This window comes from Streptomyces sp. NPDC006529 (assembly GCF_040611795.1).
Taxonomy (GTDB): domain Bacteria; phylum Actinomycetota; class Actinomycetes; order Streptomycetales; family Streptomycetaceae; genus Streptomyces.
The window spans coordinates 136831-156389 of the sequence record NZ_JBEXPB010000002.1 but is presented as its reverse complement, the minus strand read 5'-3'; the positions used below and the strand labels follow the sequence as shown (position 1 = coordinate 156389).

Here is a 19559-nt window from a genome sequence, read left to right as displayed (position 1 = left end):
CGCACAAGAACCCGAGGCCGCACACCGGACCCCCGCCACACCCAGCCCCGCCGGCGTTCGAGGCGCCGCCGGAGGCAAGGGTCCGGCCCCCGGGTCAGCTCGTCGCGAGTTTGGCCGCGAAGCCGAGGAAGAGGGCGCCCGCCAGGGAGGTGGCGCCGGCCGAGAGGCGGCGACGGCGGGTGAAGGCCGCCGCCAGGCGCGTGCCGCCGAAGATCAGCACGGTCAGGTACAGGAAGCTGCCCAGTTGCAGCAGCGAGCCCAGCAGCAGGAACGACAGCCCGCGGTAGGGGTACGCCGGGTCGACGAACTGCACGAAGAAGGACATCAGGAAGAGGATCGCCTTCGGGTTGAGCAGGCTGATCAGCAGCGCCCGCCGGTACGGCCGCTCCGGGCCGGCGGCCACCTCCGCCGCCCCCGCCGACGGGGCCGGAGAAACCGCCGCCCCCCGCGTCCGCCACATCGCCCAGGCCCCCCGCAGCATCCCCACCGCCAGCCACGACAGGTACCCGGCCCCCAGCAGCTTCACCACCCCGAAGACCACCGCACTGGCCTGGAGCAGCGAGGCCGCGCCCACCGCCGCCAGCGTCATCAGCACGGTGTCCCCGGTCCACACCCCGGCGGCGGCCCGGTAGCCGGTGCGCACCCCGCGCCGGGCGGCCACGGACAGCACGTACAGGGAGTTCGGGCCCGGCAGCAGGATGATCAGGGCCAGGCCGGCCAGGTAGGTGGGGAGGTCTATGACGCCGTACATGCCGGGAGTGTCTCAGAAGCCGGTGGCCGGAACATAGCGGCCCCAGACCTCGCGCAGCGCATCGCACACCTCCCCCACCGTGGCCCGCGCCCGCAGCGCCTCCTTCATCGGGTACAGGACGTTCGCCGGGCCCGCCGCCGCCTCCCCAAGGGCCGCCAGCGCCGCGTCCACCGCCGCCCCGTCCCGCTCCGCCCGCAGCCGGGCCAGCCGCGCGCACTGCGCCGCTTCGAGCGCCGGGTCCACCCGCAGCGGCTCGTACGGTTCCTCCTCGTCCAGCGCGTAGCGGTTGAGGCCGACCACCACCCGCTCGCCGCTGTCGGTCTCGCACGCGATCCGGTAGGCGTTGCGTTCGATCTCGCCCTTCTGGAACCCCCGCTCGATGGCGGCGACCGCCCCGCCCATCTCCTCGATCCGCCCGAGGAGGGCCACGGCCGCCTCTTCCAGCTCGTCCGTCATGCGCTCGACGGCGTACGACCCGGCGAACGGGTCAACGGTGTGCGCGACGTCCGTCTCGTGGGCGAGGACCTGCTGGGTGCGCAGCGCGAGCCGGGCCGAGGCCTCGGTCGGCAGGGCGATGGCCTCGTCGTAGGCGTTGGTGTGCAGCGACTGCGTGCCGCCGAGGACCGCCGCCAGGCCCTGGACGGCGACCCGGACGAGGTTCACCTCGGGCTGCTGAGCGGTCAGCTGCACCCCGGCCGTCTGGGTGTGGAAGCGCAGCATGAGCGATTTCGGGTCCCGGGCGCCGAAGTCCTCGCGCATGATCCGCGCCCACATCCGCCGGGCGGCCCGGAACTTGGCCACCTCCTCCAGCAGGGTGGTGCGGGCGACGAAGAAGAACGACAGCCGGGGCGCGAAGTCGTCGACGGCCATCCCGGCGCCGATGGCCGTACGGACGTACGCGACGCCGTCGGCGAGGGTGAAGGCGATCTCCTGCGCGGGCGAGGCCCCGGCTTCGGCCATGTGGTAGCCGGAGATGGAGATGGTGTTCCAGCGCGGGACCTCCCGCGCGCAGTAGCGGAAGGTGTCGGCGGTCAGCCGCAGCGAGGGACCGGGTGGGAAGATGTAGGTCCCCCGCGCGATGTACTCCTTGAGCACGTCGTTCTGCACGGTCCCGGTCAGCCGGTCCGCCGCGATCCCCCGTTCCTCGGCGACCAGCTGGTACATCAGCAGCAGGAGCGCGGCGGGCGCGTTGATGGTCATCGAGGTGGAGACCCGGTCGAGCGGGATCCCGTCGAAGAGCACCCGCAGGTCCTCGACGGAGTCGACGGCGACCCCGACCTTGCCGACCTCGCCGCGGGCGAGCGGCGCGTCCGAGTCGTAGCCCATCTGGGTGGGCAGGTCGAAGGCGACGGACAGGCCCGTGCCGCCGTCGGCGATCAGCCGGCGGTAGCGGGCGTTGGACTCGGCGGCGGTGCCGAAACCCGCGTACTGGCGCATCGTCCACGGCCGTCCGGTGTACATCGAGGGATACACACCCCGGGTGAACGGGTAGGCGCCGGGTGCGCCGAGCCGCTCCGCCGGATCCCAGCCCTCCAGGGACTCGGGCCCGTAGACGGGTTCGATGGGCAGGCCGCTCTCGGTGCGGCGGCGTTCGGTGTGCGCCATGGCCCGGACTCCTTCGTGGAAGGGACGGAGGCGGCCTGGTAGAACGTCACGTCGAGATCACGGCAACGTCACGGCAGCGGCCTCCGGTCACAATGGCGCAACATCCCGGCAGCGCCCGCAACTATCCACGCCCGCGCGGCATCGTCTAGTTACACGTCGTAGATACCGGGGGACCCCAATGCACCGCTCGCACCGTCAGAGAGTCTTCGTCCGCACGCTCGGGGTGGCCACCGCGGTCGCGCTCGCCGCCACCGCGACCGCCTGCGGGTCGCAGAAGTCGGAGTCGAAGGGTCCGGGGTCCACCACCCCGTCGGCTTCGGCCCCCGCCTCTCCGTCGGCCTCGGACGACAAGCCGGGCGACGCCTCCCCCTCGGCTTCGGCGTCGGCCTCGGCGTCCGCTTCCCCCTCGGCGTCGGCGTCCACCTCCTCGGCCCCCAAGGTGAAGTACCTGATGGCGGAGGGCACGGAGGACGACCAGGTCCGGGAGCTGCAGGCGCGGCTGAAGCAGCTGGGCGTCTTCACCGCCTCGCCCACCGGTTTCTACGGCTCCAAGACGATCGCCGCGGTCAAGTCCTTCCAGACCAGGCACCAGCTGACGGCGTCCGGCTCTGTGGACGACGCCACCTGGAAGAAGGTCCAGTCCCTCAGCAAGAAGCCGACCTCCGAGGAGATGTCGCCGACGACCAACCAGGTCGACGCACCGGACCCGCGCTGCATGACGGGCCGGGTGATGTGCATCAGCAAGGAGAGCCGCACCCTGGCCTGGATGATCGACGGCAAGGTCGTCTCCACGATGGACGTGCGCTTCGGCTCGGAGAACACCCCGACCCGCGAGGGCGAGTTCCAGGTGGGCTGGAAGTCCAAGGACTGGGTCTCGACGATCTACCACACGCCGATGCCGTACTCGATGTTCTTCAGCGAGGGCCAGGCCGTGCACTACTCGTCGGACTTCGCGGCCCGGGGTTACGCGGGTGCCTCGCACGGCTGCGTGAACGTGCGCGACAAGGCGAAGCTGTCGGCGCTCTACGACCAGGTGAAGGTCGGCGACAAGGTCGTCGTCTACTGGTGAGGCCGCGCCCGCCGGTGTGCCCGCGGCACGCCGGCGGCGGGCTCGCCCGGGGGCGGGAGTGGAAGGACGTTAAGAGGCGCGGGCAGGGCCGGGGGAACGAACCCCGCCCGCGCCAGGTTGCGCAGAGCCCAGGGGTACGGGGGGAACCCCGGCTCATGCGCGGCCGATGACCAGTCGGCTCACTTGTTACTGCGCCACCCGCTCGAAAAGTGTTACAGCCAGGTCAGAGCGGGTGTGCGGGCAGCCGTCGAGGGGTTCAGCGGCGCAGCCGCAGGCCCAGGGAGCCGGTCGCGCCGGAGGGGTTCGAGGAGCCGGGAAGCGGGACGGGGACGGGCTTGGTGTCCGGCGGAACGGTCCCCTTGGGGCCCGGTGCGGCGTCCAGCAGGTCCTCGCAGTAGCGCTTGACCTGCTGGCGGCCCTTGGCCAACAGGTTCAGCCGGTTCTCCCGGTCCTTGCTCAGCTTTCCGGAGCGGTAGTCGCGGCACAGGTCCGCCGCCCCGCGCAGGGTGTCGTGTGCCTCGCCGCCGCCGGTGAGGCCGAAGTGCTCCCGGCCGTCCTTGTCGGGGCCGGTGCCCGTGGTGGCGCCCGTACCGCCGGCTCCGCCGCCCGCTCCGCCGTCCGCCGCCGCGCCGGTGGCGCCCGGCGTCGTACGTCCTTCGGGGGTGCTCGGGGTGCGTGCGCCGCCGGAGGCGCCGAAGCCGTCGACGGTGCCCGGAGGCTGGGGCCGCCGGGTCGCGCCGGTGCTCGGTCCGGACGTACCGCCGACCGGGTCCGGGACGACCTCGAAGGTGCTCTCGGCCGAGGGCAGGGGGCCCGCGTTCAGGTGCAGGGCGCGGTCGAAGAGACCGGTGCCCGCGGCGGCCGCTACCCCGCCGATGGCCACGCCGGCCACGGCCGCCGCGAGACCGAGGCGCCACGCGCCCACCCGGCGCGGGGCGGGCCCGCGGGCGGGTCCGGAGGCAGCCGGTACGCGGACGATGGCGACCAGCGGCTCCCCGGCGGAGGCGGGACCGGCGTGGGCGGGGGCGGCCTGCGCCGCGGCCCGGTCCGGGCGCGCCGCGCGGAAGGCGGCCAGGGCGGCGGCCTCCCCGGGCAGCTCCGCGGCGCCCGCGAGGGGGCCGGGAGCGAGGGAGTCGAGGGCGTCGCGCAGCCGGGCGGCGTCCGCCTGCGCGCGGGCGTCGCCCAGCCGGTCCACCGGTTCGCCGCGCAGCAGTCTGTCCGCCGCGGCTTTGTCCAGCCACCTGGTGCGATCGTCGGCCATCACATGTCCTTCTGCGTCCGCCAACGTGAATGCGTCACACCGGTTCGCTCCGCGAGTCCTCCGAACCGGCCGCGCTGGGCGGGTACGGCGTCCAGATCCCGACCGCCACCGGTGTCCCCGGCGCCTCCGGTGCCACTGCCGTCGCCGGTGTGGCCAGGGCGATTATCTACGAGGCCGCCCCCGCGCCGGGCGCCCGCCCCCGCTTCCGCTTCACCGCCCGCCGAGCGACCCGCCGAGGGATCGGCCAAGGGATCCGCCGACGGGCCGGCCGGGGCGTCGGCCCCGGCGTCCGTTTCGTTCACGAGCAGTTCGGCGAGCCGCTTGAGCCCCCGGTGCGCCGCCGTCCGTACCGCCCCGGGCCGCTTGCCCAGGGTCTCGGCGGCGGTCTTGGCGTCGAGCCCGACGACCACCCGCAGCACCACGGCCTCGGCCTGGTCCTGCGGCAGCTGGGCGATCAGCGCCATGGTGCGGCCGGTGGAAAGGGCTTCCATGGCCAGGACGGCGGTGTCGCTGTCGGCGGCGTGTCCGGTCAGCTCGCTCTCGTCCCCGCCGATGGCGGGGCGGCGGCCGCGCATGCGCATGTGGTCGAGGGCGCGGTTGCGCGCTATGCGCGCGGCCCAGCCGCGGAAGCGGTCGGCGTCGCCGGTGAAGGAGTCGAGGTCGCGCGAGATCTGCAGCCACGCCTCGGAGGTCACGTCCTCGGCGTCGCCGTCTCCCACCAGCGTGCGGACATAGCCCAGCAGGCGCGGGTGCACGGCGCGGTACACAGTCCGGAACGCGCTCTCGTCGCCGTCCTGCGCCGCGAGCACCGCGGCGGTCAGCTCCGCGTCGTCCCCCAGCAAAGTCCCCAACCCGTTCACTGTCCCGTACGTCTGGCGCAAATCAGCACGTTACGGCGTGTCGCGCCTTCCGTCCACGCGTTGTACAACCTGCAACCAACCGTGCGCGAAGCGAGGTGTGACACAAAACGCACTCCCGGCGCTGACAGGGGTACGGGCTTGTCGCACGAGCCCGTAACGGATGGCGGCCGGGGCCTCTCCTGTGGGGGGTGGCGGTCTCGGTCGCCTTCCCCATCAAAACCCCTCCCCACTCCTCCTTTCGGCTCTCTTCCGGGTGAAATCCGCGGTTGGGTACGTCCTTGCGGCCGCCGCGTCGATAGCGTGACGTAACACCCCACCCCACCCCGAGGAGCCCCACGCTGTCCAGCCACCTTCCGGCGCAGATCCGCGGCAGCGCGCTGGCCCGGTTCAACGCGGCGTCGGCCGAGTCCGCCCGGGAGGCCCTGCTGCGCTGCTGCGGCAGCCACCGCTGGGCGCAGCGGGTGGCCGAGCACCGCCCGTACCCGGATCTGGACGCGCTGCTGGCCGCCGCCGACGAGGCGGCGTACGACCTGCGGCAGGCGGACCTGGCCGAGGCGCTGGCCCTGGAGTCCTCGGCGGAGCTCGACCGCGACGCGCCGTACGCCGCGCACCTCGCGCTCGGTGCGGCGCACGCGGAGTACGAGCGCAAGTTCGGCCACGCCTTCGTGATCTGCCTCGACGGGCACCCGCCCGACGAGCACGCGCACCAGGTGCTGGCCGCGATCCGGCGCCGGATGGCGCACGAGGTCGACGAGGAGCGGGCCACCTCGGCCGACGAGCTGCGCCGCGTGGCGTGCTCGCGACTCGCCCGGCTGGTGGGATTCCCGCCGACGCCGGATCCGAGGGGTGGCGGAACCACCGGGGATGCGCCTGAATTGGGGCGTTTCGCTCCTGTGGGATAGTCCGTCCGTGCCTGTTTGATCACACCGATGGCCCCCGCGCAAGGGAACCGACAAAGCGTCGCTACGATGTCCGGGGCCGGAGGACCGTACCCGGCCGGGCCCGACCGACAAAGAAGCCGGCTGGCCCCCGCCCCGCTTCCGGAGGGTTTTCCGTGCCGGCTGGAACGTTGTACCGCGGCCGGGAAGGAATGTGGTCCTGGGTGGCTCATCGAGTCACCGGCGTCCTCATTTTCTTCTTCCTGTTCGTACACGTCCTCGACACCGCTCTCGTCCGCGTCTCCCCCGAGGCGTACGACGACGTGGTGGCTACCTACAAGACGCCGATCGTCGCGCTGCTGGAGTACGGCCTCGTGGCCGCCATCCTGTTCCACGCGCTCAACGGTCTGCGTGTCATCGCCGTGGACTTCTGGTCCAAGGGCCCCCGCTACCAGAAGCAGATGCTCTGGACCGTGGTGGGCGTTTGGGTCGTGCTGATGGCCGGGGCGGTTTACCCCGTCCTGCACCACGCCTACCTCGAACTGTTCGGGAAGTGACACGCATGTCTTCTGACACTTCTTCCGCCCAGGCGGTCACCGACGTGGAGAGCGTGAGCCTCTACGACGTCGACAACCCGGCGCCGTACATCGAGGCGCCGCGCAAGCGCACCGGCAAGACGCCCCGCTCGACCCGCGGCAACTTCGAGATGGCCGCATGGCTCTTCATGCGCCTCTCGGGCATCGTGCTGGTCGTCCTGGTGATCGGCCACCTGCTCATCCAGCTCGTGCTGGACGGCGGCGTCTCCAAGATCGGCTTCGCCTTCGTGGCGGGCCGCTGGGCCTCGCCGTTCTGGCAGGTCTGGGACCTGCTGATGCTGTGGCTGGCGATGCTGCACGGCTCCAACGGTCTGCGTACCGTCATCAACGACTACGCGGAGCGCGCCAACACGCGGCTGTGGCTGAAGGGCCTGCTCTACACCGCCACGGTGTTCACCATCCTTCTGGGCACGCTGGTGATCTTCACCTTCGACCCGAACATCCGCGGCATGGGCTGAGGCGAATCCTGATGAAGATCCACAAGTACGACACCGTCATCGTCGGCGCCGGCGGCGCGGGCATGCGCGCCGCCATCGAGGCGACGAAGCGCAGCCGCACCGCGGTGCTCACGAAGCTGTACCCGACCCGCTCCCACACGGGCGCCGCGCAGGGCGGCATGGCCGCCGCGCTCGCCAACGTGGAAGAGGACAACTGGGAGTGGCACACCTTCGACACGGTCAAGGGCGGTGACTACCTGGTCGACCAGGACGCCGCCGAGATCCTGGCGAAGGAGGCCATCGACGCCGTCCTCGACCTGGAGAAGATGGGCCTGCCGTTCAACCGCACCCCGGACGGCACCATCGACCAGCGCCGTTTCGGCGGCCACTCGCGCAACCACGGCGAGGCGCCGGTCCGCCGGTCCTGCTACGCCGCGGACCGCACCGGTCACATGATCCTCCAGACGCTGTACCAGAACTGCGTCAAGGAGGGCGTCGAGTTCTTCAACGAGTTCTACGTCCTGGACCAGCTCCTCGTCGAGGAGGACGGCGTCCAGAAGTCGGCCGGCGTCGTCGCGTACGAGCTGGCGACCGGCGAGATCCACGTCTTCCAGGCGAAGTCCGTCATCTACGCCTCCGGCGGCACGGGCAAGTTCTTCAAGGTGACCTCCAACGCGCACACCCTCACCGGTGACGGCCAGGCGGCCTGCTACCGGCGCGGTCTGCCGCTGGAGGACATGGAGTTCTTCCAGTTCCACCCGACGGGCATCTGGCGCATGGGCATCCTGCTGACGGAGGGCGCCCGCGGTGAGGGCGGCATCCTCCGCAACAAGGACGGCGAGCGCTTCATGGAGAAGTACGCGCCGGTCATGAAGGACCTCGCGTCCCGTGACGTCGTCTCGCGCTCCATCTACACCGAGATCCGTGAGGGCCGCGGCTGCGGTCCCGCCGGTGACCACGTGTACCTGGACCTGACGCACCTCCCGCCGGAGCAGCTGGACGCCAAGCTGCCCGACATCACGGAGTTCGCGCGTACGTACCTCGGCATCGAGCCCTACACGGACCCGATCCCGATCCAGCCCACCGCGCACTACGCCATGGGCGGCATCCCGACCAACGTCGAGGGCGAGGTCCTGCGGGACAACACCACCGTCGTCCCGGGCCTGTACGCGGCCGGCGAGGTCGCCTGCGTCTCCGTGCACGGCGCCAACCGCCTGGGCACCAACTCGCTGCTGGACATCAACGTCTTCGGCAAGCGCTCGGGCATCGCGGCCGCCAGGTACGCGGCGGAGAACGACTACGCCGAGCTGCCGGAGAACCCGGCGCAGATGGTGATCGACCAGGTCGAGCGGCTGCGCAACTCCACGGGCAAGGAGCGGGTCGCCGACCTGCGCCTGGAGCTCCAGGAGACGATGGACGCCTGCGTGATGGTGTTCCGCACCGAGCAGACGATCAAGACCGCGGTCGAGAAGATCGCGGAGCTGCGCGAGCGGTACCTGAACGTCTCCGTCCAGGACAAGGGCAAGCGGTTCAACACGGACCTGCTGGAGGCCATCGAGCTGGGCAACCTGCTCGACCTGGCCGAGGTCATGGCCGTCTCGGCCCTGGCGCGCAAGGAGTCCCGCGGCGGTCACTACCGCGAGGACTACCCGAACCGCGACGACGTCAACTTCATGCGCCACACCATGGCGTACCGCGAGGTCGGCGACGACGGCAAGGAATCCGTCCGGCTGGACTACAAGCCCGTCGTCGTCACCCGCTACCAGCCGATGGAGCGTAAGTACTGATGGCCACCCCGACCCTCAGCAAGAACGACCAGATGGAAGCGGCGGCCGCGGCCTCCCCGTTCATCACGGTCACGTTCCGGATCCGGCGCTTCAACCCCGAGATCTCGGACGAGTCGACCTGGCAGGACTACCAGATCGAGATCGACCCGAAGGAGCGCGTGCTCGACGGTCTCCACAAGATCAAGTGGGACCTCGACGGCACGCTGACCTTCCGGCGGTCCTGCGCGCACGGCATCTGCGGCTCCGACGCGATGCGGATCAACGGCAAGAACAGGCTCGCCTGCAAGACGCTGATCAAGGACATCAACCCGGAGAAGCCCATCACCGTCGAGGCCATCAAGGGCCTCACGGTGATGAAGGACCTCATCGTCGACATGGAGCCCTTCTTCCAGGCGTACCGGGACGTCATGCCGTTCCTGGTCACCACGGGCAACGAGCCGACGCGCGAGCGCCTGCAGTCCGCCGAGGACCGCGAGCGCTTCGACGACACCACCAAGTGCATCCTGTGCGCCGCGTGCACGTCCTCGTGCCCGGTGTTCTGGAACGACGGCCAGTACTTCGGCCCGGCGGCGATCGTCAACGCGCACCGCTTCATCTTCGACTCGCGCGACGAGGCCGGGGAGCAGCGCCTGGAGATCCTGAACGACAAGGACGGCGTGTGGCGCTGCCGCACGACCTTCAACTGCACCGACGCGTGCCCCCGCGGCATCGAGGTCACGAAGGCCATCCAGGAAGTCAAGCGGGCACTGATCACCCGCCGCTTCTGACCCCAGGGTCACCGCTCGTACGAGGGCCCCGCCCCCGGTGTTCGCACCGGGGGCGGGGCCCTCGCCGTACCGGTCCCCCGTACGGCGCGAAGACCCGGGTCCGCTACGGCACCCCCGTCACGATCCCCGACGGCCCCGCCAAGGGTCTGACGATCACCGCAGACCTCACCGCGCGGTAGGCAGCGGGCACCCGGACCCGTGGGCCGTGTGCGGGGACTGTGGAAAGATCGGCCATATGAGTGAGCAGCAGCCGAACCCGTACGCAGGCGAGCCCGGCCAGGGTGGACAGGGCGCGCCCAAGTGGGGCCCCGGCAACCCCGGTTACGGGTACCCCCAGCCCTATCCCGACGCCCCGCCCTACCAGCCCACCGTCGGCGGTGCGGGCGTGCCGTACGCGCTGCCCGCCGCGGGCGCTCCGGGAATGGCGTCCCTGAGCCTCGGGGACATCACCATCGCCGGGGACCAGATCATCACCCCGAGCGGTCCCATGCCCCTCAAGGGCGCGATGTGGAACGCCACGGACTTCTCCCGCACCGAGGAGAAGATCCCCACCTCGTCCATCGTGCTCGCGGTCGTCTTCGCCGTCTTCTGCCTGCTCGGCCTGCTCTTCCTCCTGATGAAGGAGAAGATCACCACCGGCTACATCCAGGTGACGGTCACCAGCGGTGGCCGCCACCACTCCACGATGATCCCGGCGACCGACGTGAACACCTTCCCCTGGGTGATGAACCAGCTCAACTACGCCCGCTCGCTGAGCATGTGACGAGCGCAGGGCCCGGGCGCCCGGGGCTCAGCGCTTCGTCAGCAGCAGGGCCCCGCTGACCAGCACGGCCACGACGTGGACCAGCCACGACGTGGCCGTCAGCAGCTCGGAGAAGAAGGTGATCGGGCCGCTGATGCGGCGGCGCCGGTTCGCGCCGCCGAACCAGACGCAGCCGCCGCCCACCAGGCCGAGGACGAGGATCGCCCGCAGCGGCGGGTTGCCCCCGCCGAACGCCAGCAAGCCGATCAGCCAGCCGTTCAGCAGCGAGAGCACCAGCAGCAGGAACTTGACCACTTTGCGCGACAGCCGGGGCAGGGGGCGCAAGAGGCGCCTGACGCCCGCGGGAAGGCCCCCGGGGCGCCCGGCGGGGCGGGGCGGCGTCACGGGTACGGGCGGCAGCGCGCGGGCCGGAGCGGGCTGCGTGGGCGCCATGGCGAGCGCGGAGGTCCGTACGACCTCCGTCGGCGGGTGCGAGCGGGCCCCGACGAGGACCGCCGAGCGCATGGTCGCGGCGTCCGGGAAGCGGTCCTCCGGCCGCTTCGCCAGCGCCGTGGTCAGCAGCCCCTGTACGGGCGCCGGTACGCCGATGCCGAGGGCGGCCAGGGTCGGCGGCTCGGCGTGGACGTGCAGGTAGCCGACGGCGAAGCCGGAGTCGGCCTCGAACGGGACCCGGCCGGCCAGCATCTCGAAGAGCACGACCCCCAGCGCGTAGAGGTCGGAGCGCCCGTCGACGCCCGCACGGCCCTCGATCTGCTCCGGTGACATGTAGGGCGGGGTGCCGATGGCCGTGCCGGCCCGGGTGAGGGCGGTCGCGCCGGACTCGGCGGTCGCGGCGATGCCGAAGTCGGCGACCTTGGCGGTGCCGTCGCCGGTCAGCAGGACGTTGCCCGGCTTGATGTCCCGGTGGACCAGCCCGTGCGCGTGCGCGGCGGCCAGGGCGGCGAGCATCTGCGCGGCCAGGTCGAGCGCCTCGGCGACGGGCAGGGGGCCGCGCTCGGCCAGGTGCTCGGCGAGCGTGCGGCCGGCGATCAGCTCCATGACGATGAAGGGGACGGGTCCGGCGCCGTCCGCTCCCGGCTCCTCGCCCGTGTCGTGGACGGCCACGACATTGGGATGGCTCAACGCCGCCATCGCCCGGGCCTCGCGGCGGAAGCGGGCCGCCCAGCCGGGATCGTGCGGGAGGTCGCCGCGCATCGCCTTCAGCGCCACGGTGCGCCCCAGCCGTTCGTCGTGGGCGCGGTAGACCTGCGCCATGCCGCCGCCGCCGAGCAACCCCTCTATGCGGTAGCGGCCCTGGGCCACGGTCGTCCCGTTCTCGAACACATCCCCCATGCCCGGATGGTAGGTCAGGCCGCGCCGCCGCAGGGGGGCATCAGATGGCTTGAACGTGTTCAAAATTAGGTCTAGAGTCATCGACGTCAGCATTTGAACGCGTTCAAGGAAGCGGGCTCATGGATCTCACCGTGCTCACCTACGTCATCTACCTGCTCGTCAGCGTGGCGCTCACCGTCTGGGTGGCCCGCACCCTCACCCGCAACGGCCGCATCTTCATCGCCGACGTCCTCCAGGGCAACGAGAAGCTGGCCGACGCCGTCAACCACCTGCTGGTCGTCGGGTTCTACCTCGTCAACCTCGGATTCGTGGCCCTCTACCTGCAAGCCGACGAAGCCGTCACCGAGGCCCGCGGGATCTTCGAGGCCCTCTCGCTCAAGCTCGGCGTCGTCCTGCTCGTCCTCGGCGTGATGCACCTCGGCAACGTGTGGGTCCTCAACAAGATCCGCCGCCGGAGCATCATGGAGCGCCAGCAGACCCCGCCGGTCGCGCCCCAGGCGTGGACCGCTCCGGCCGGAGCCTGACCGGTGACCGCCGACCGCCCCGCGGGTGCGCCCGTACGCAAGCTCGTCGTCCTCTACGACGCCCGGTGCGCGCTCTGCGTGCACATCAGGAACTGGCTGACGACCCAGCGCTGCCTGGTCCCCGTGGCGCTCGTCCCGGCCGGCTCGCTGGAGGCCCGGCACCGCTTCCCGCGGCTCGACCACGCCGCCACGCTCCGCGAGATCACCGTGGTCGGCGACCGGGGGCAGGTGTGGACCGGAGCGGACGCCTTCATCGTCGCCCTGTGGGCCCTGGCCGACCACCGGCCGAAGGCCAACTGGCTGGCCACGGCGGCCGGCCGGCCCTTCGCCCGCGGCACGGTGCTCGCGGCGGCCGCATGGCGCGGAGCCGTCCGCACGACGCCGGGCGCCGGCGCCGAGGCGGTCTGTGACGACCAGTGCGCCGTACCCCGATAGGGTCGGACACCGTGACTGATCAGAAGGCTCCCAAGAGCGAACACACCCGCACGCTGATCCTCGAAACCGCGCTCAAGCTCTTCCAGGAGCGCGGTTACGACAAGACGACCATGCGGGCCATCGCCAAGGAGGCCGGGGTCTCGGTGGGCAACGCCTACTACTACTTCGAGTCCAAGGAACACCTGGTCCAGGGCTTCTACGACCGGATCGGCAGCTCCCACCAGGCCGCCGTCCGGCCGATCCTGGAGCAGGAGAGCGACCTGCAGAAGCGGCTCGCGGGGGTCTTCACGAGCTGGCTGGACATCGCGGAGCCCTTCCACGAGTTCGCCGCGCAGTTCTTCAAGAACGCGGCGGACCCGGAAAGCCCGCTCAGCCCGTTCTCGGCCGAGTCGGAACCCGCCCGGCGCCAGGCCATCGACATGCACCGGGAAGTGCTGGCCGGGGCCAAGACCAAGGTCCCCGAGGAACTGGCCGACGTACTGCCGGAGCTGATGTGGCTCTCGCAGATGGGCCTGGTCCTCTACTGGGTCTTCGACCGCTCCGAGAACAGCGAGAAGACGCGGCGGCTGGCCGAGCGCGGCGCGCAGCTGACCACGCGCGGGATCGTGCTGGCCCGGTTCCGCGTGCTGCGGCCGCTGGTGCGCGAACTGCACGAGCTGTTCGCGGACTTCCTGCCCGGCATGGCCCAGGCGGCGGCCGCCACGAAGAAGGCCTCCCGGTTCTCCAAGTCGGCCAAGGCGGGCGCGCCGGACGCGCCGGAGGGACAGGACACGGAAAAGGCGTCGGACGGCTGAGCCGTCCGACGCCTCCGGGGGCCCTGCGGCTCCCCTACAGCCAGTTCAGCTCCCACAGGCGCCACACGCCCGTGCCGTCGGAGAGGTACTGCGCACCGGTGACGGCCTCGCGGGACAGGACGTAGTCCTTCTTCTGCCAGATGGGCACCATCGGGATCTGCTGCGCGACCTGCCGCTGGAGTTCGCGGAAGTCGTTCGAGGCCTCGCCGCGGTTGGAGAAGGACTGGGTACGGGTGATCAGGTCGCCCACCTGCTTGTCGGCGAAGCCGGTGTTCATGCTGGAGTCGGCGCCGATGAGCGGGGAGGTGAAGTTGTCCGCGTCGGGGAAGTCGGGGATCCAGCCGACGGTGTAGGCGTCGAACCTGCCCTCCGCGTAGCCCTTCTGGAAGTCCTCCCAGACGGGCACGGCCTCGGTCTGCACCTGGAAGAGGCCCGAGGACTCCAGCTGCCGCTTGATCTCGGCGGCCTCGGGGACGTTCGCACCGCGCACGTTGAACCCGAGCTTGAAGCTGACGGGCGTGGTGATGTCGGCGTCCTTGAGGATCTTCTTCGCGGTGGCCGCGTTCGGCGCCGGGTAGAAGTCGAAGAACGGCGTGCTGTGGCCCGCGATGCCCGCCGGGACGATGGAGTACAGCGGGGTGACCGTGCCCTTGTACGTGTCCCCCGCGATCTTGGACCGGTCCAGCAGGGCGGCGACCGCCTGGCGGACCGCCTGCTTGCCCATCGGCGAGCTCTGGCGGACGTTGAAGAACATGCTGCGGATCTCGGTGCCGCCGGACTCCTGGTAGCGGGTGTCCTTCAGGCTCGGGGTGAGGCCCGCCAGGACCTCCGGGGGCATGTCGCGGTGGGCGACCTGGATCCCGTGGTCCTTCCAGGCCGCGTTCAGCGTGTCGGAGTCCTTGAAGTACTTCACCGTGACGGGGGCCTTGGCCTCCTTGACCGCACCCTTGTACGCGGGGTTCGGCTTCAGCTCGGCGCTCGCGCCCTCCTTGTAGGCGCCCAGGACGTACGGCCCGGAGCCGTCCACCTTGTCGTCGTCGCGCAGCGCCTTCGCCGGGTACTTGTCCTTGTCGACGATGGCGGCGGCGCCGGTCGCGATCTTGAAGGGGAAGGTGGCGTCGCGGGCGGAGAGGTTGAAGGTGACCGTGCGGCCCTCGGCCTTGACCGACTCCAGGGTGTTGAACAGCGGCGCGGGGCCCTGCTTGGAGTTGATCGCCTTGATCCGGTCGACGGAGAACTTCACGTCTTCGGCCGTGATCGCGCGGCCGTTGGAGAACTTCACGTCGGTGCGCAGTTCGCACTGGTACGTGGTGAGCTTGGCCCCGATGAACTTGCAGGCCGTGGCCGCGTCCGGGACGGGCACGTCCGAGCCCGGCTTGATGGTCAGCAGCGACTGGTAGACGTTGCTGTACAGCGCCCAGGAGCCGGCGTCGTACGCCCCGGCCGGGTCCAGCGAGGACACGGCGTCGGTCGTACCCACCGTGATCGCGCCATGTCCGGCGGCGTCGTCGGGCAGCAGCACCCAGGCGCCCGCCCCCGCGACGCCCAGGACCAGCCCGGCCGCGATGATCTTCGAGCGGACAGACCGCAGCATCCCTGAACTCCTCATTGCCCACCCCGCGCCCCGCCGCGTGTCCGCTGCTGGCGCATGTTTATCCGATTACCGGTCACCCAATCACGGAAAATTGGGAGGTGGAAGGGCGTTTCGGTCTCGGTTCCGACGAATTATGTCTGGTATGAGGCAAGTTGGACGATGGTGATGTCGGAGGGTGCACCGACCCTCACGGGCGGTCCCCACGCACCGGCTCCCCGCGACACATAAAGCTGAGTGTCCCCGTAACGCTCCAGCCCCGCAACGGTCGGGTTGGCGAGTTCCGCAAGGTAGTTTCCCGGCCACAATTGGCCGCCGTGCGTGTGGCCCGACAGCTGGAGGTCCACGCCGTGGCGGACGGCGTCGTGGATCACGATCGGCTGGTGTGCGAGGAGCACCGCCGTGCGGTGGGCGCGGTCGCGGCCGCCGAGGGCCCGCTCGAAGTCGGGGCCCTGCCCCTCGCTCTCGCCGGCGACGTCGTTGACGCCCGCGAGGTCGAAGTACGGCAGCTCCCGGCGGGCGTTCTCCAGCGGGTGCAGGCCCAGCTCGCGGACGTGGTCCACCCACTGCCGGGCGCCCGAGAAGTACTCGTGGTTGCCGGTGACGAAGAAGCTCCCGTGCCGGGCCTGCAGCCGGGCCAGCGGCTCGGCTGCGGACCCGAGGTCGTGGACCGAACCGTCCACGAGGTCGCCGACGACGGCGATCAGGTCCGGCTGGGTCGCGTTGACGGCGTCGACGATGCGGGTGGTGTGGGCGCGGCCGAGGATGGGGCCGAGGTGAATGTCGCTGACGACGGCGATGCGGTAGCCGTGGGCCGCGCGGGGGAGTTTGGCCAGGGGGACGGTGACCCGCTTGACCCGGGGGCCGCGGAGCACGCCGTACGTGCCGTACGCGACCGTGCCGCCCGCCGCGGTCACTGCCGCCGCCGCCAGCGCCCGCGCGACGAACACGCGGCGCGTGCGCGTGCCGGTGGCTTCCGCGGCTCCCGTTGGCGGCGGGTCCGCGGAGCGCCCCTCCCGTGCCTCCGGCGGCGCCTCAAACGCCGGCGAGGCTGGATCGGTCGCAGCGTCAGGGTCACCCAACTCAGCCCCGCCGACGTTTGAGGCGCCGCCGGAGGCGGGACCCGCCGCACCGGCGTGCACCGGGTCGGCAACATCAGCCTCGCCGGCGATTGAGGCGGGGGTGCGGCGACGGCGGAGGAGGAGCAGACGTACCGGTTCCGCCACCAGCACGGCCAGCACCAGGTACAACAGCACCGCCAGCCACATGAACCCCGGCCACGCCACCACCCGCTGCACCCAGAACGGCGCCCCCGCCCGCCCCACGAGCAGGGCCGCCAGCGACAGCACCGGCAGCGCGAACGCGCACCCGGTCAGCACGCGGCGCGCCCACCCGCCCGGGGCGGTCGTGTCGCGGACCAGGCGGACCCACAGCCACCGGTGCACCAGCACCAGCAGCGCGAGCACCGCCAGCACCGCCAGCACCACCAGGACGACCACCAGGACGGTCACGCGACGTCCACCGGGCCCGACCCGGAGCCCGACCCCGCATCCGCATCCCGTGATCCGCGCCGCAGCGCCCGTACCCCGAGCAACCCGATGACCCCTACACCCGTCCCCAGGAGAAAGGACGTGACGGCGAGCAGCAGGTGCACCCAGAAGTACGCGGTGGGCTCACCGGCGGCGTCGAAGGCCAGTCCACTGCCGTCCTTCCACAGGTTCCGGACGAAAGACACCCAGATGAACCAGCTCCACACCCCGAAGGCGAGCAGGAACCAGGATGCGGCGCGGCTGAGTCTCATGGGCCCAGTATCGGTTCCGTCCCCGGGACGGACGCGCGGGGGTGGGCTGTCCCGGCGGTGGTTGCGGCGGGTTGGCCGCAGCGGAGCGGCTGACGCGGCGTTGCGATGTACGTTCGCGTCCGTGTCTGCCAAAAAGACCGCGCTGACGGTCCTCTCCGCCGCGTTGCTGCTGCCCGCCCTGGCCGTGGCCCCCGCGTACGCCGTCACTCCCCCTCCCACCCCCGCGCCCACCCCGTCCGGGGACGCCAAGGGCGGCAAGCCCCCCGTGAAGGCCCCCGCGCCGCCCGCGGGGATGTCCCAGGTCGGCGGGATCCTGCTGGGCCAGCCGGGACCGCAGGTCAATCTGCTGCCGGGGGCGCCCGCGCTGCCCGCGAACCTGTCGGGCCGCTCCTGGATCGTGGCCGACGCGGAGAGCGGCGAGGTGCTGGCCGCCCAGAACGCGCACTGGCGGCTGCCCCCGGCCTCCACCCTGAAGATGCTGTTCGCGGACACCGTGCTGCCCTCGCTCCCCAAGGAGCAGGTGCACAAGGTCAGCCAGGAGGAGCTGGCCGGGGTGGGCGCGGGCAGCAGCCTGGTCGGGGTGAAGGAGGACCTGGAGTACACCGTGCACGACCTGTGGCTCGGGGTGTTCCTGCGCTCGGGCAACGACGCCGTGCACGTGCTGGCGGCCATGAACGGCGGCGTCGAGAAGACCGTCAAGGACATGCAGGCGCACGCCGAGGAGCTCCAGGCCCTCGACACGCACGTGATCTCCCCGGACGGCTACGACGCCCCCGACCAGGTGTCCAGCGCGTACGACCTGACCCTGATCGCCCGCTCCGGGCTGCAGAAGAAGGACTTCCGGGAGTACGCCGCCACCGCGAGCGCGAAGTTCCCGGGCGAGCAGAAGCCCGGCCAGCCGCGCGACGCGTTCGAGATCCAGAACACGAACCGGCTGATGACGGGCGTGGGCGGGGTCAGCCCGTACAAGGGCATCGCGGGGGTGAAGAACGGCAACACCACCATGGCCGGCTCGACCTTCACCGGCGTCGCCCAGCGCGGCGACAAGAAGCTGGTGGTGACCGTGATGAACCCGAGCGCGGGCGGCCTCAACTCGGTCTACGAGGAGACCGCGACCCTCTTCGACTGGGGTTTCGCGGCGGCCGGGAAGGTCAAGCCGGTCGGTCAGCTGGTGCCGCCGAAGAGCGCGGACACCTCCTCGGTCGGCTCCCCCGCCGAGGTGCACGACACCAGCCCCGCCTCGGCGGACGAGGAGAGCGGCGGCGGGCTCGGCACCGCGCTGGGCATCACGGGCGGTGTGGTGGCGGCGATGGCCGCCGGGGCGTTCCTGATCAACCGGCGCTGGCCGCGCGGGCGTCAGGGGCGGGACCGGGATCCGAGCTGACCTCCTCGTCACCGGTGGCCGTCCAGGCGGAGCAGAAGAGGAGCAGCTTCGCGGTGAAGTTGATCCAGAGCAGCAGCGCGATCGGGACGCCGAAGGCCCCGTACATGCTCTTGCTCGCGACCTCCCGCATGTAGCCGCTGAGCAGCAGTTTCAGCAGTTCGAAGCCGGCCGCGCCGATGAGGGCCGCCGCCAGCAGGCGGCGGCGCGGCGGCTGCACGCCGGGCAGCAGGGTCAGGACGTACAGCAGGAGCAGGAAGGCGGCCAGCACCCCGACCGCGAAGGCGGCGGCGCGCAGGACCGCGCCACCGCCGCCGTGGTCGGGGATGCCCAGCCACGCGCCGACGCGGCCGACCGCGCTGGAGCCGATGATCGACGCGGCGGCCGAGCCGAGGGCCGCGCCGCCGAGGCCGATCAGGACCAGGGCGTCCTTGCCCTTGCGGACGAAGGGGTTCCCGTCGTCCTCGTCGTCCTTGTCCCAGACCGCGCGCAGACAGCCGCGCAGGGATCCGACCCAGCCGATGCCGGTGAAGAGCAGGATCCCGGCGGCGACGAGGCCGACCGTGCCCGCGTTGGCGACCAGCGCGTCGAGGTCGAGCTGGTCGGAGATGCCGGGGACCTGCTTGGCCAGGTTGGCCTCCAGCCGGTCGAGCTGGTCGCGGGTGAGCAGCGCCGCGCCGATGGCCGCGGCGACCGTGATGAGCGGGAAGAGCGCGAGGAAGCTGATGAAGGTGACGGCCGCGGCGAGCCGGCTCCACCGCACCCGGTCCAGGCGCTCGTACGAACGCCAGGCGTGGGTCCGCATGAGGCGGCTCACCCAGGGCCCGATCAGCGGGAGTTTCGTCAGCCAGTCCATGGGGTCACCGTAATTCAGCGTCCGGAAATAGCCGGGATTGCCGCTTTTGGACGCTACGGTCGTCGATTGTG

General features: G+C 71.4%; 20 protein-coding genes. 11 read left to right on the top strand and 9 right to left on the bottom strand.

What is annotated here, in order from left to right; translation table 11 throughout:
• Positions 1 to 94: 94 nt before the first annotated feature.
• Positions 95 to 751 carry a leucine efflux protein LeuE gene (gene leuE, locus ABZY31_RS02630; RefSeq protein WP_356404035.1) on the bottom strand — a complete coding sequence of 219 codons (657 nt, stop codon included), beginning with the start codon at positions 749 to 751 and terminating at the stop codon, positions 95 to 97.
• A 12-nt stretch (positions 752 to 763) separates the two neighbouring features.
• Positions 764 to 2356: a methylmalonyl-CoA mutase family protein gene (locus tag ABZY31_RS02625; RefSeq protein ID WP_356404033.1), complete on the bottom strand. Its 1593-nt coding sequence runs from the start codon at positions 2354 to 2356 to the stop codon at positions 764 to 766.
• 178 nt (positions 2357 to 2534) lie between these two features.
• Here ABZY31_RS02625 and ABZY31_RS02620 point away from each other — a divergent pair, with 178 nt between their 5' ends.
• Complete coding sequence (locus ABZY31_RS02620; RefSeq protein WP_356404031.1) at positions 2535 to 3425, top strand: L,D-transpeptidase family protein; 891 nt, start codon at positions 2535 to 2537, stop codon at positions 3423 to 3425.
• Positions 3426 to 3681: 256 nt separating this feature from the next.
• On the opposite strand, the gene ABZY31_RS02615 is transcribed toward ABZY31_RS02620, so the two are convergent.
• Both ABZY31_RS02615 and ABZY31_RS02610 read right to left on the bottom strand, forming a co-directional pair.
• Positions 3682 to 4686, bottom strand: coding sequence for a hypothetical protein (locus tag ABZY31_RS02615; protein WP_356404029.1), 1005 nt, complete (start codon positions 4684 to 4686; stop codon positions 3682 to 3684).
• Positions 4686 to 5528, bottom strand: coding sequence for an RNA polymerase sigma factor (locus tag ABZY31_RS02610; protein ID WP_356404407.1), 843 nt, complete (start codon positions 5526 to 5528; stop codon positions 4686 to 4688). Before ABZY31_RS02610 ends, ABZY31_RS02615 begins: the two co-directional genes overlap by 1 nt.
• Before the next feature lie 356 nt (positions 5529 to 5884).
• Between ABZY31_RS02610 and ABZY31_RS02605 the strand changes: the two genes are divergently transcribed.
• The 6 genes from ABZY31_RS02605 (at position 5885) to ABZY31_RS02580 (ending at position 10774) form a co-directional block, all read left to right on the top strand.
• On the top strand, positions 5885 to 6448 hold the full coding sequence (locus ABZY31_RS02605) for a 2-oxo-4-hydroxy-4-carboxy-5-ureidoimidazoline decarboxylase (RefSeq protein ID WP_356404405.1): 564 nt from the start codon (positions 5885 to 5887) through the stop codon (positions 6446 to 6448).
• Positions 6449 to 6600: 152 nt separating this feature from the next.
• Positions 6601 to 6981 carry a succinate dehydrogenase, cytochrome b556 subunit gene (sdhC, locus tag ABZY31_RS02600; RefSeq protein ID WP_356404027.1) on the top strand — a complete coding sequence of 127 codons (381 nt, stop codon included), beginning with the start codon at positions 6601 to 6603 and terminating at the stop codon, positions 6979 to 6981.
• A gap of 5 nt (positions 6982 to 6986) precedes the next feature.
• The gene (locus ABZY31_RS02595) at positions 6987 to 7478 is read left to right on the top strand and encodes a succinate dehydrogenase hydrophobic membrane anchor subunit (RefSeq protein WP_356404025.1); all 492 of its coding nucleotides are present in this window, start codon (positions 6987 to 6989) and stop codon (positions 7476 to 7478) included.
• An 11-nt stretch (positions 7479 to 7489) separates the two neighbouring features.
• Positions 7490 to 9244, top strand: coding sequence for a succinate dehydrogenase flavoprotein subunit (gene sdhA / locus ABZY31_RS02590; protein ID WP_356404023.1), 1755 nt, complete (start codon positions 7490 to 7492; stop codon positions 9242 to 9244).
• Positions 9244 to 10011, top strand: a complete 768-nt coding sequence (locus tag ABZY31_RS02585) for a succinate dehydrogenase iron-sulfur subunit (RefSeq protein WP_356404021.1) — start codon at positions 9244 to 9246, stop codon at positions 10009 to 10011. The genes sdhA and ABZY31_RS02585 overlap by 1 nt, the downstream gene beginning before the upstream one ends.
• A gap of 235 nt (positions 10012 to 10246) precedes the next feature.
• Positions 10247 to 10774, top strand: a complete 528-nt coding sequence (locus tag ABZY31_RS02580; protein WP_356404019.1) for a hypothetical protein — start codon at positions 10247 to 10249, stop codon at positions 10772 to 10774.
• A gap of 27 nt (positions 10775 to 10801) precedes the next feature.
• Here the strand turns inward: ABZY31_RS02580 and ABZY31_RS02575 are convergent, their stop codons facing one another.
• On the bottom strand, positions 10802 to 12106 hold the full coding sequence (locus ABZY31_RS02575) for a protein kinase (protein ID WP_356404017.1): 1305 nt from the start codon (positions 12104 to 12106) through the stop codon (positions 10802 to 10804).
• Between the two features lie 119 nt (positions 12107 to 12225).
• Here ABZY31_RS02575 and ABZY31_RS02570 point away from each other — a divergent pair, with 119 nt between their 5' ends.
• Genes ABZY31_RS02570 through ABZY31_RS02560 form a run of 3 tightly spaced genes read left to right on the top strand, consistent with a single transcriptional unit; the run spans position 12226 to position 13859 of the window.
• The gene (locus ABZY31_RS02570; RefSeq protein ID WP_356404015.1) at positions 12226 to 12630 is read left to right on the top strand and encodes a hypothetical protein; all 405 of its coding nucleotides are present in this window, start codon (positions 12226 to 12228) and stop codon (positions 12628 to 12630) included.
• Between the two features lie 3 nt (positions 12631 to 12633).
• On the top strand, positions 12634 to 13065 hold the full coding sequence (locus ABZY31_RS02565; protein ID WP_356404013.1) for a DCC1-like thiol-disulfide oxidoreductase family protein: 432 nt from the start codon (positions 12634 to 12636) through the stop codon (positions 13063 to 13065).
• Positions 13066 to 13076: 11 nt separating this feature from the next.
• Positions 13077 to 13859 carry a TetR family transcriptional regulator gene (locus ABZY31_RS02560; RefSeq protein WP_356404011.1) on the top strand — a complete coding sequence of 261 codons (783 nt, stop codon included), beginning with the start codon at positions 13077 to 13079 and terminating at the stop codon, positions 13857 to 13859.
• Positions 13860 to 13893: 34 nt separating this feature from the next.
• Here ABZY31_RS02560 and ABZY31_RS02555 read toward each other — a convergent pair whose 3' ends face one another.
• The 3 genes from ABZY31_RS02555 to ABZY31_RS02545 form a co-directional block, all read right to left on the bottom strand.
• Complete coding sequence (locus ABZY31_RS02555) at positions 13894 to 15450, bottom strand: ABC transporter substrate-binding protein (RefSeq protein ID WP_356404403.1); 1557 nt, start codon at positions 15448 to 15450, stop codon at positions 13894 to 13896.
• A 134-nt stretch (positions 15451 to 15584) separates the two neighbouring features.
• Entirely contained in the window at positions 15585 to 16952 is a 1368-nt protein-coding gene (locus ABZY31_RS02550; protein WP_356404401.1) for a metallophosphoesterase, read from the bottom strand.
• A 5-nt stretch (positions 16953 to 16957) separates the two neighbouring features.
• Positions 16958 to 17251, bottom strand: a complete 294-nt coding sequence (locus ABZY31_RS02545; RefSeq protein ID WP_356404010.1) for a hypothetical protein — start codon at positions 17249 to 17251, stop codon at positions 16958 to 16960.
• 121 nt (positions 17252 to 17372) lie between these two features.
• On the opposite strand from ABZY31_RS02545, the gene ABZY31_RS02540 reads away from it, so the two are divergent.
• Entirely contained in the window at positions 17373 to 18635 is a 1263-nt protein-coding gene (locus tag ABZY31_RS02540; RefSeq protein WP_356404008.1) for a D-alanyl-D-alanine carboxypeptidase, read from the top strand.
• On the opposite strand, the gene ABZY31_RS02535 is transcribed toward ABZY31_RS02540, so the two are convergent.
• On the bottom strand, positions 18583 to 19488 hold the full coding sequence (locus ABZY31_RS02535; RefSeq protein WP_356404005.1) for a YihY/virulence factor BrkB family protein: 906 nt from the start codon (positions 19486 to 19488) through the stop codon (positions 18583 to 18585). The genes ABZY31_RS02540 and ABZY31_RS02535 overlap by 53 nt on opposite strands.
• Between the last annotated feature and the right edge of the window lie 71 nt (positions 19489 to 19559).

What these genes read in the sequence shown, in the direction of transcription:
- ABZY31_RS02615 (WP_356404029.1), bottom strand. Translation starts at nt 4,686, where the DNA reads ATGGCCGACGATCGCACCAGGTGGCTGGACAAAGCCGCGGCGGACAGA.
- ABZY31_RS02625 (WP_356404033.1), bottom strand. Translation starts at nt 2,356, where the DNA reads ATGGCGCACACCGAACGCCGCCGCACCGAGAGCGGCCTGCCCATCGAA.
- ABZY31_RS02575 (WP_356404017.1), bottom strand. Translation starts at nt 12,106, where the DNA reads ATGGGGGATGTGTTCGAGAACGGGACGACCGTGGCCCAGGGCCGCTAC.
- ABZY31_RS02585 (WP_356404021.1), top strand. Translation starts at nt 9,244, where the DNA reads ATGGCCACCCCGACCCTCAGCAAGAACGACCAGATGGAAGCGGCGGCC.
- ABZY31_RS02570 (WP_356404015.1), top strand. Translation starts at nt 12,226, where the DNA reads ATGGATCTCACCGTGCTCACCTACGTCATCTACCTGCTCGTCAGCGTG.
- leuE (WP_356404035.1), bottom strand. Translation starts at nt 751, where the DNA reads ATGTACGGCGTCATAGACCTCCCCACCTACCTGGCCGGCCTGGCCCTG.
- ABZY31_RS02595 (WP_356404025.1), top strand. Translation starts at nt 6,987, where the DNA reads ATGTCTTCTGACACTTCTTCCGCCCAGGCGGTCACCGACGTGGAGAGC.
- ABZY31_RS02580 (WP_356404019.1), top strand. Translation starts at nt 10,247, where the DNA reads ATGAGTGAGCAGCAGCCGAACCCGTACGCAGGCGAGCCCGGCCAGGGT.
- ABZY31_RS02545 (WP_356404010.1), bottom strand. Translation starts at nt 17,251, where the DNA reads ATGAGACTCAGCCGCGCCGCATCCTGGTTCCTGCTCGCCTTCGGGGTG.
- ABZY31_RS02535 (WP_356404005.1), bottom strand. Translation starts at nt 19,488, where the DNA reads ATGGACTGGCTGACGAAACTCCCGCTGATCGGGCCCTGGGTGAGCCGC.
- sdhA (WP_356404023.1), top strand. Translation starts at nt 7,490, where the DNA reads ATGAAGATCCACAAGTACGACACCGTCATCGTCGGCGCCGGCGGCGCG.
- ABZY31_RS02620 (WP_356404031.1), top strand. Translation starts at nt 2,535, where the DNA reads ATGCACCGCTCGCACCGTCAGAGAGTCTTCGTCCGCACGCTCGGGGTG.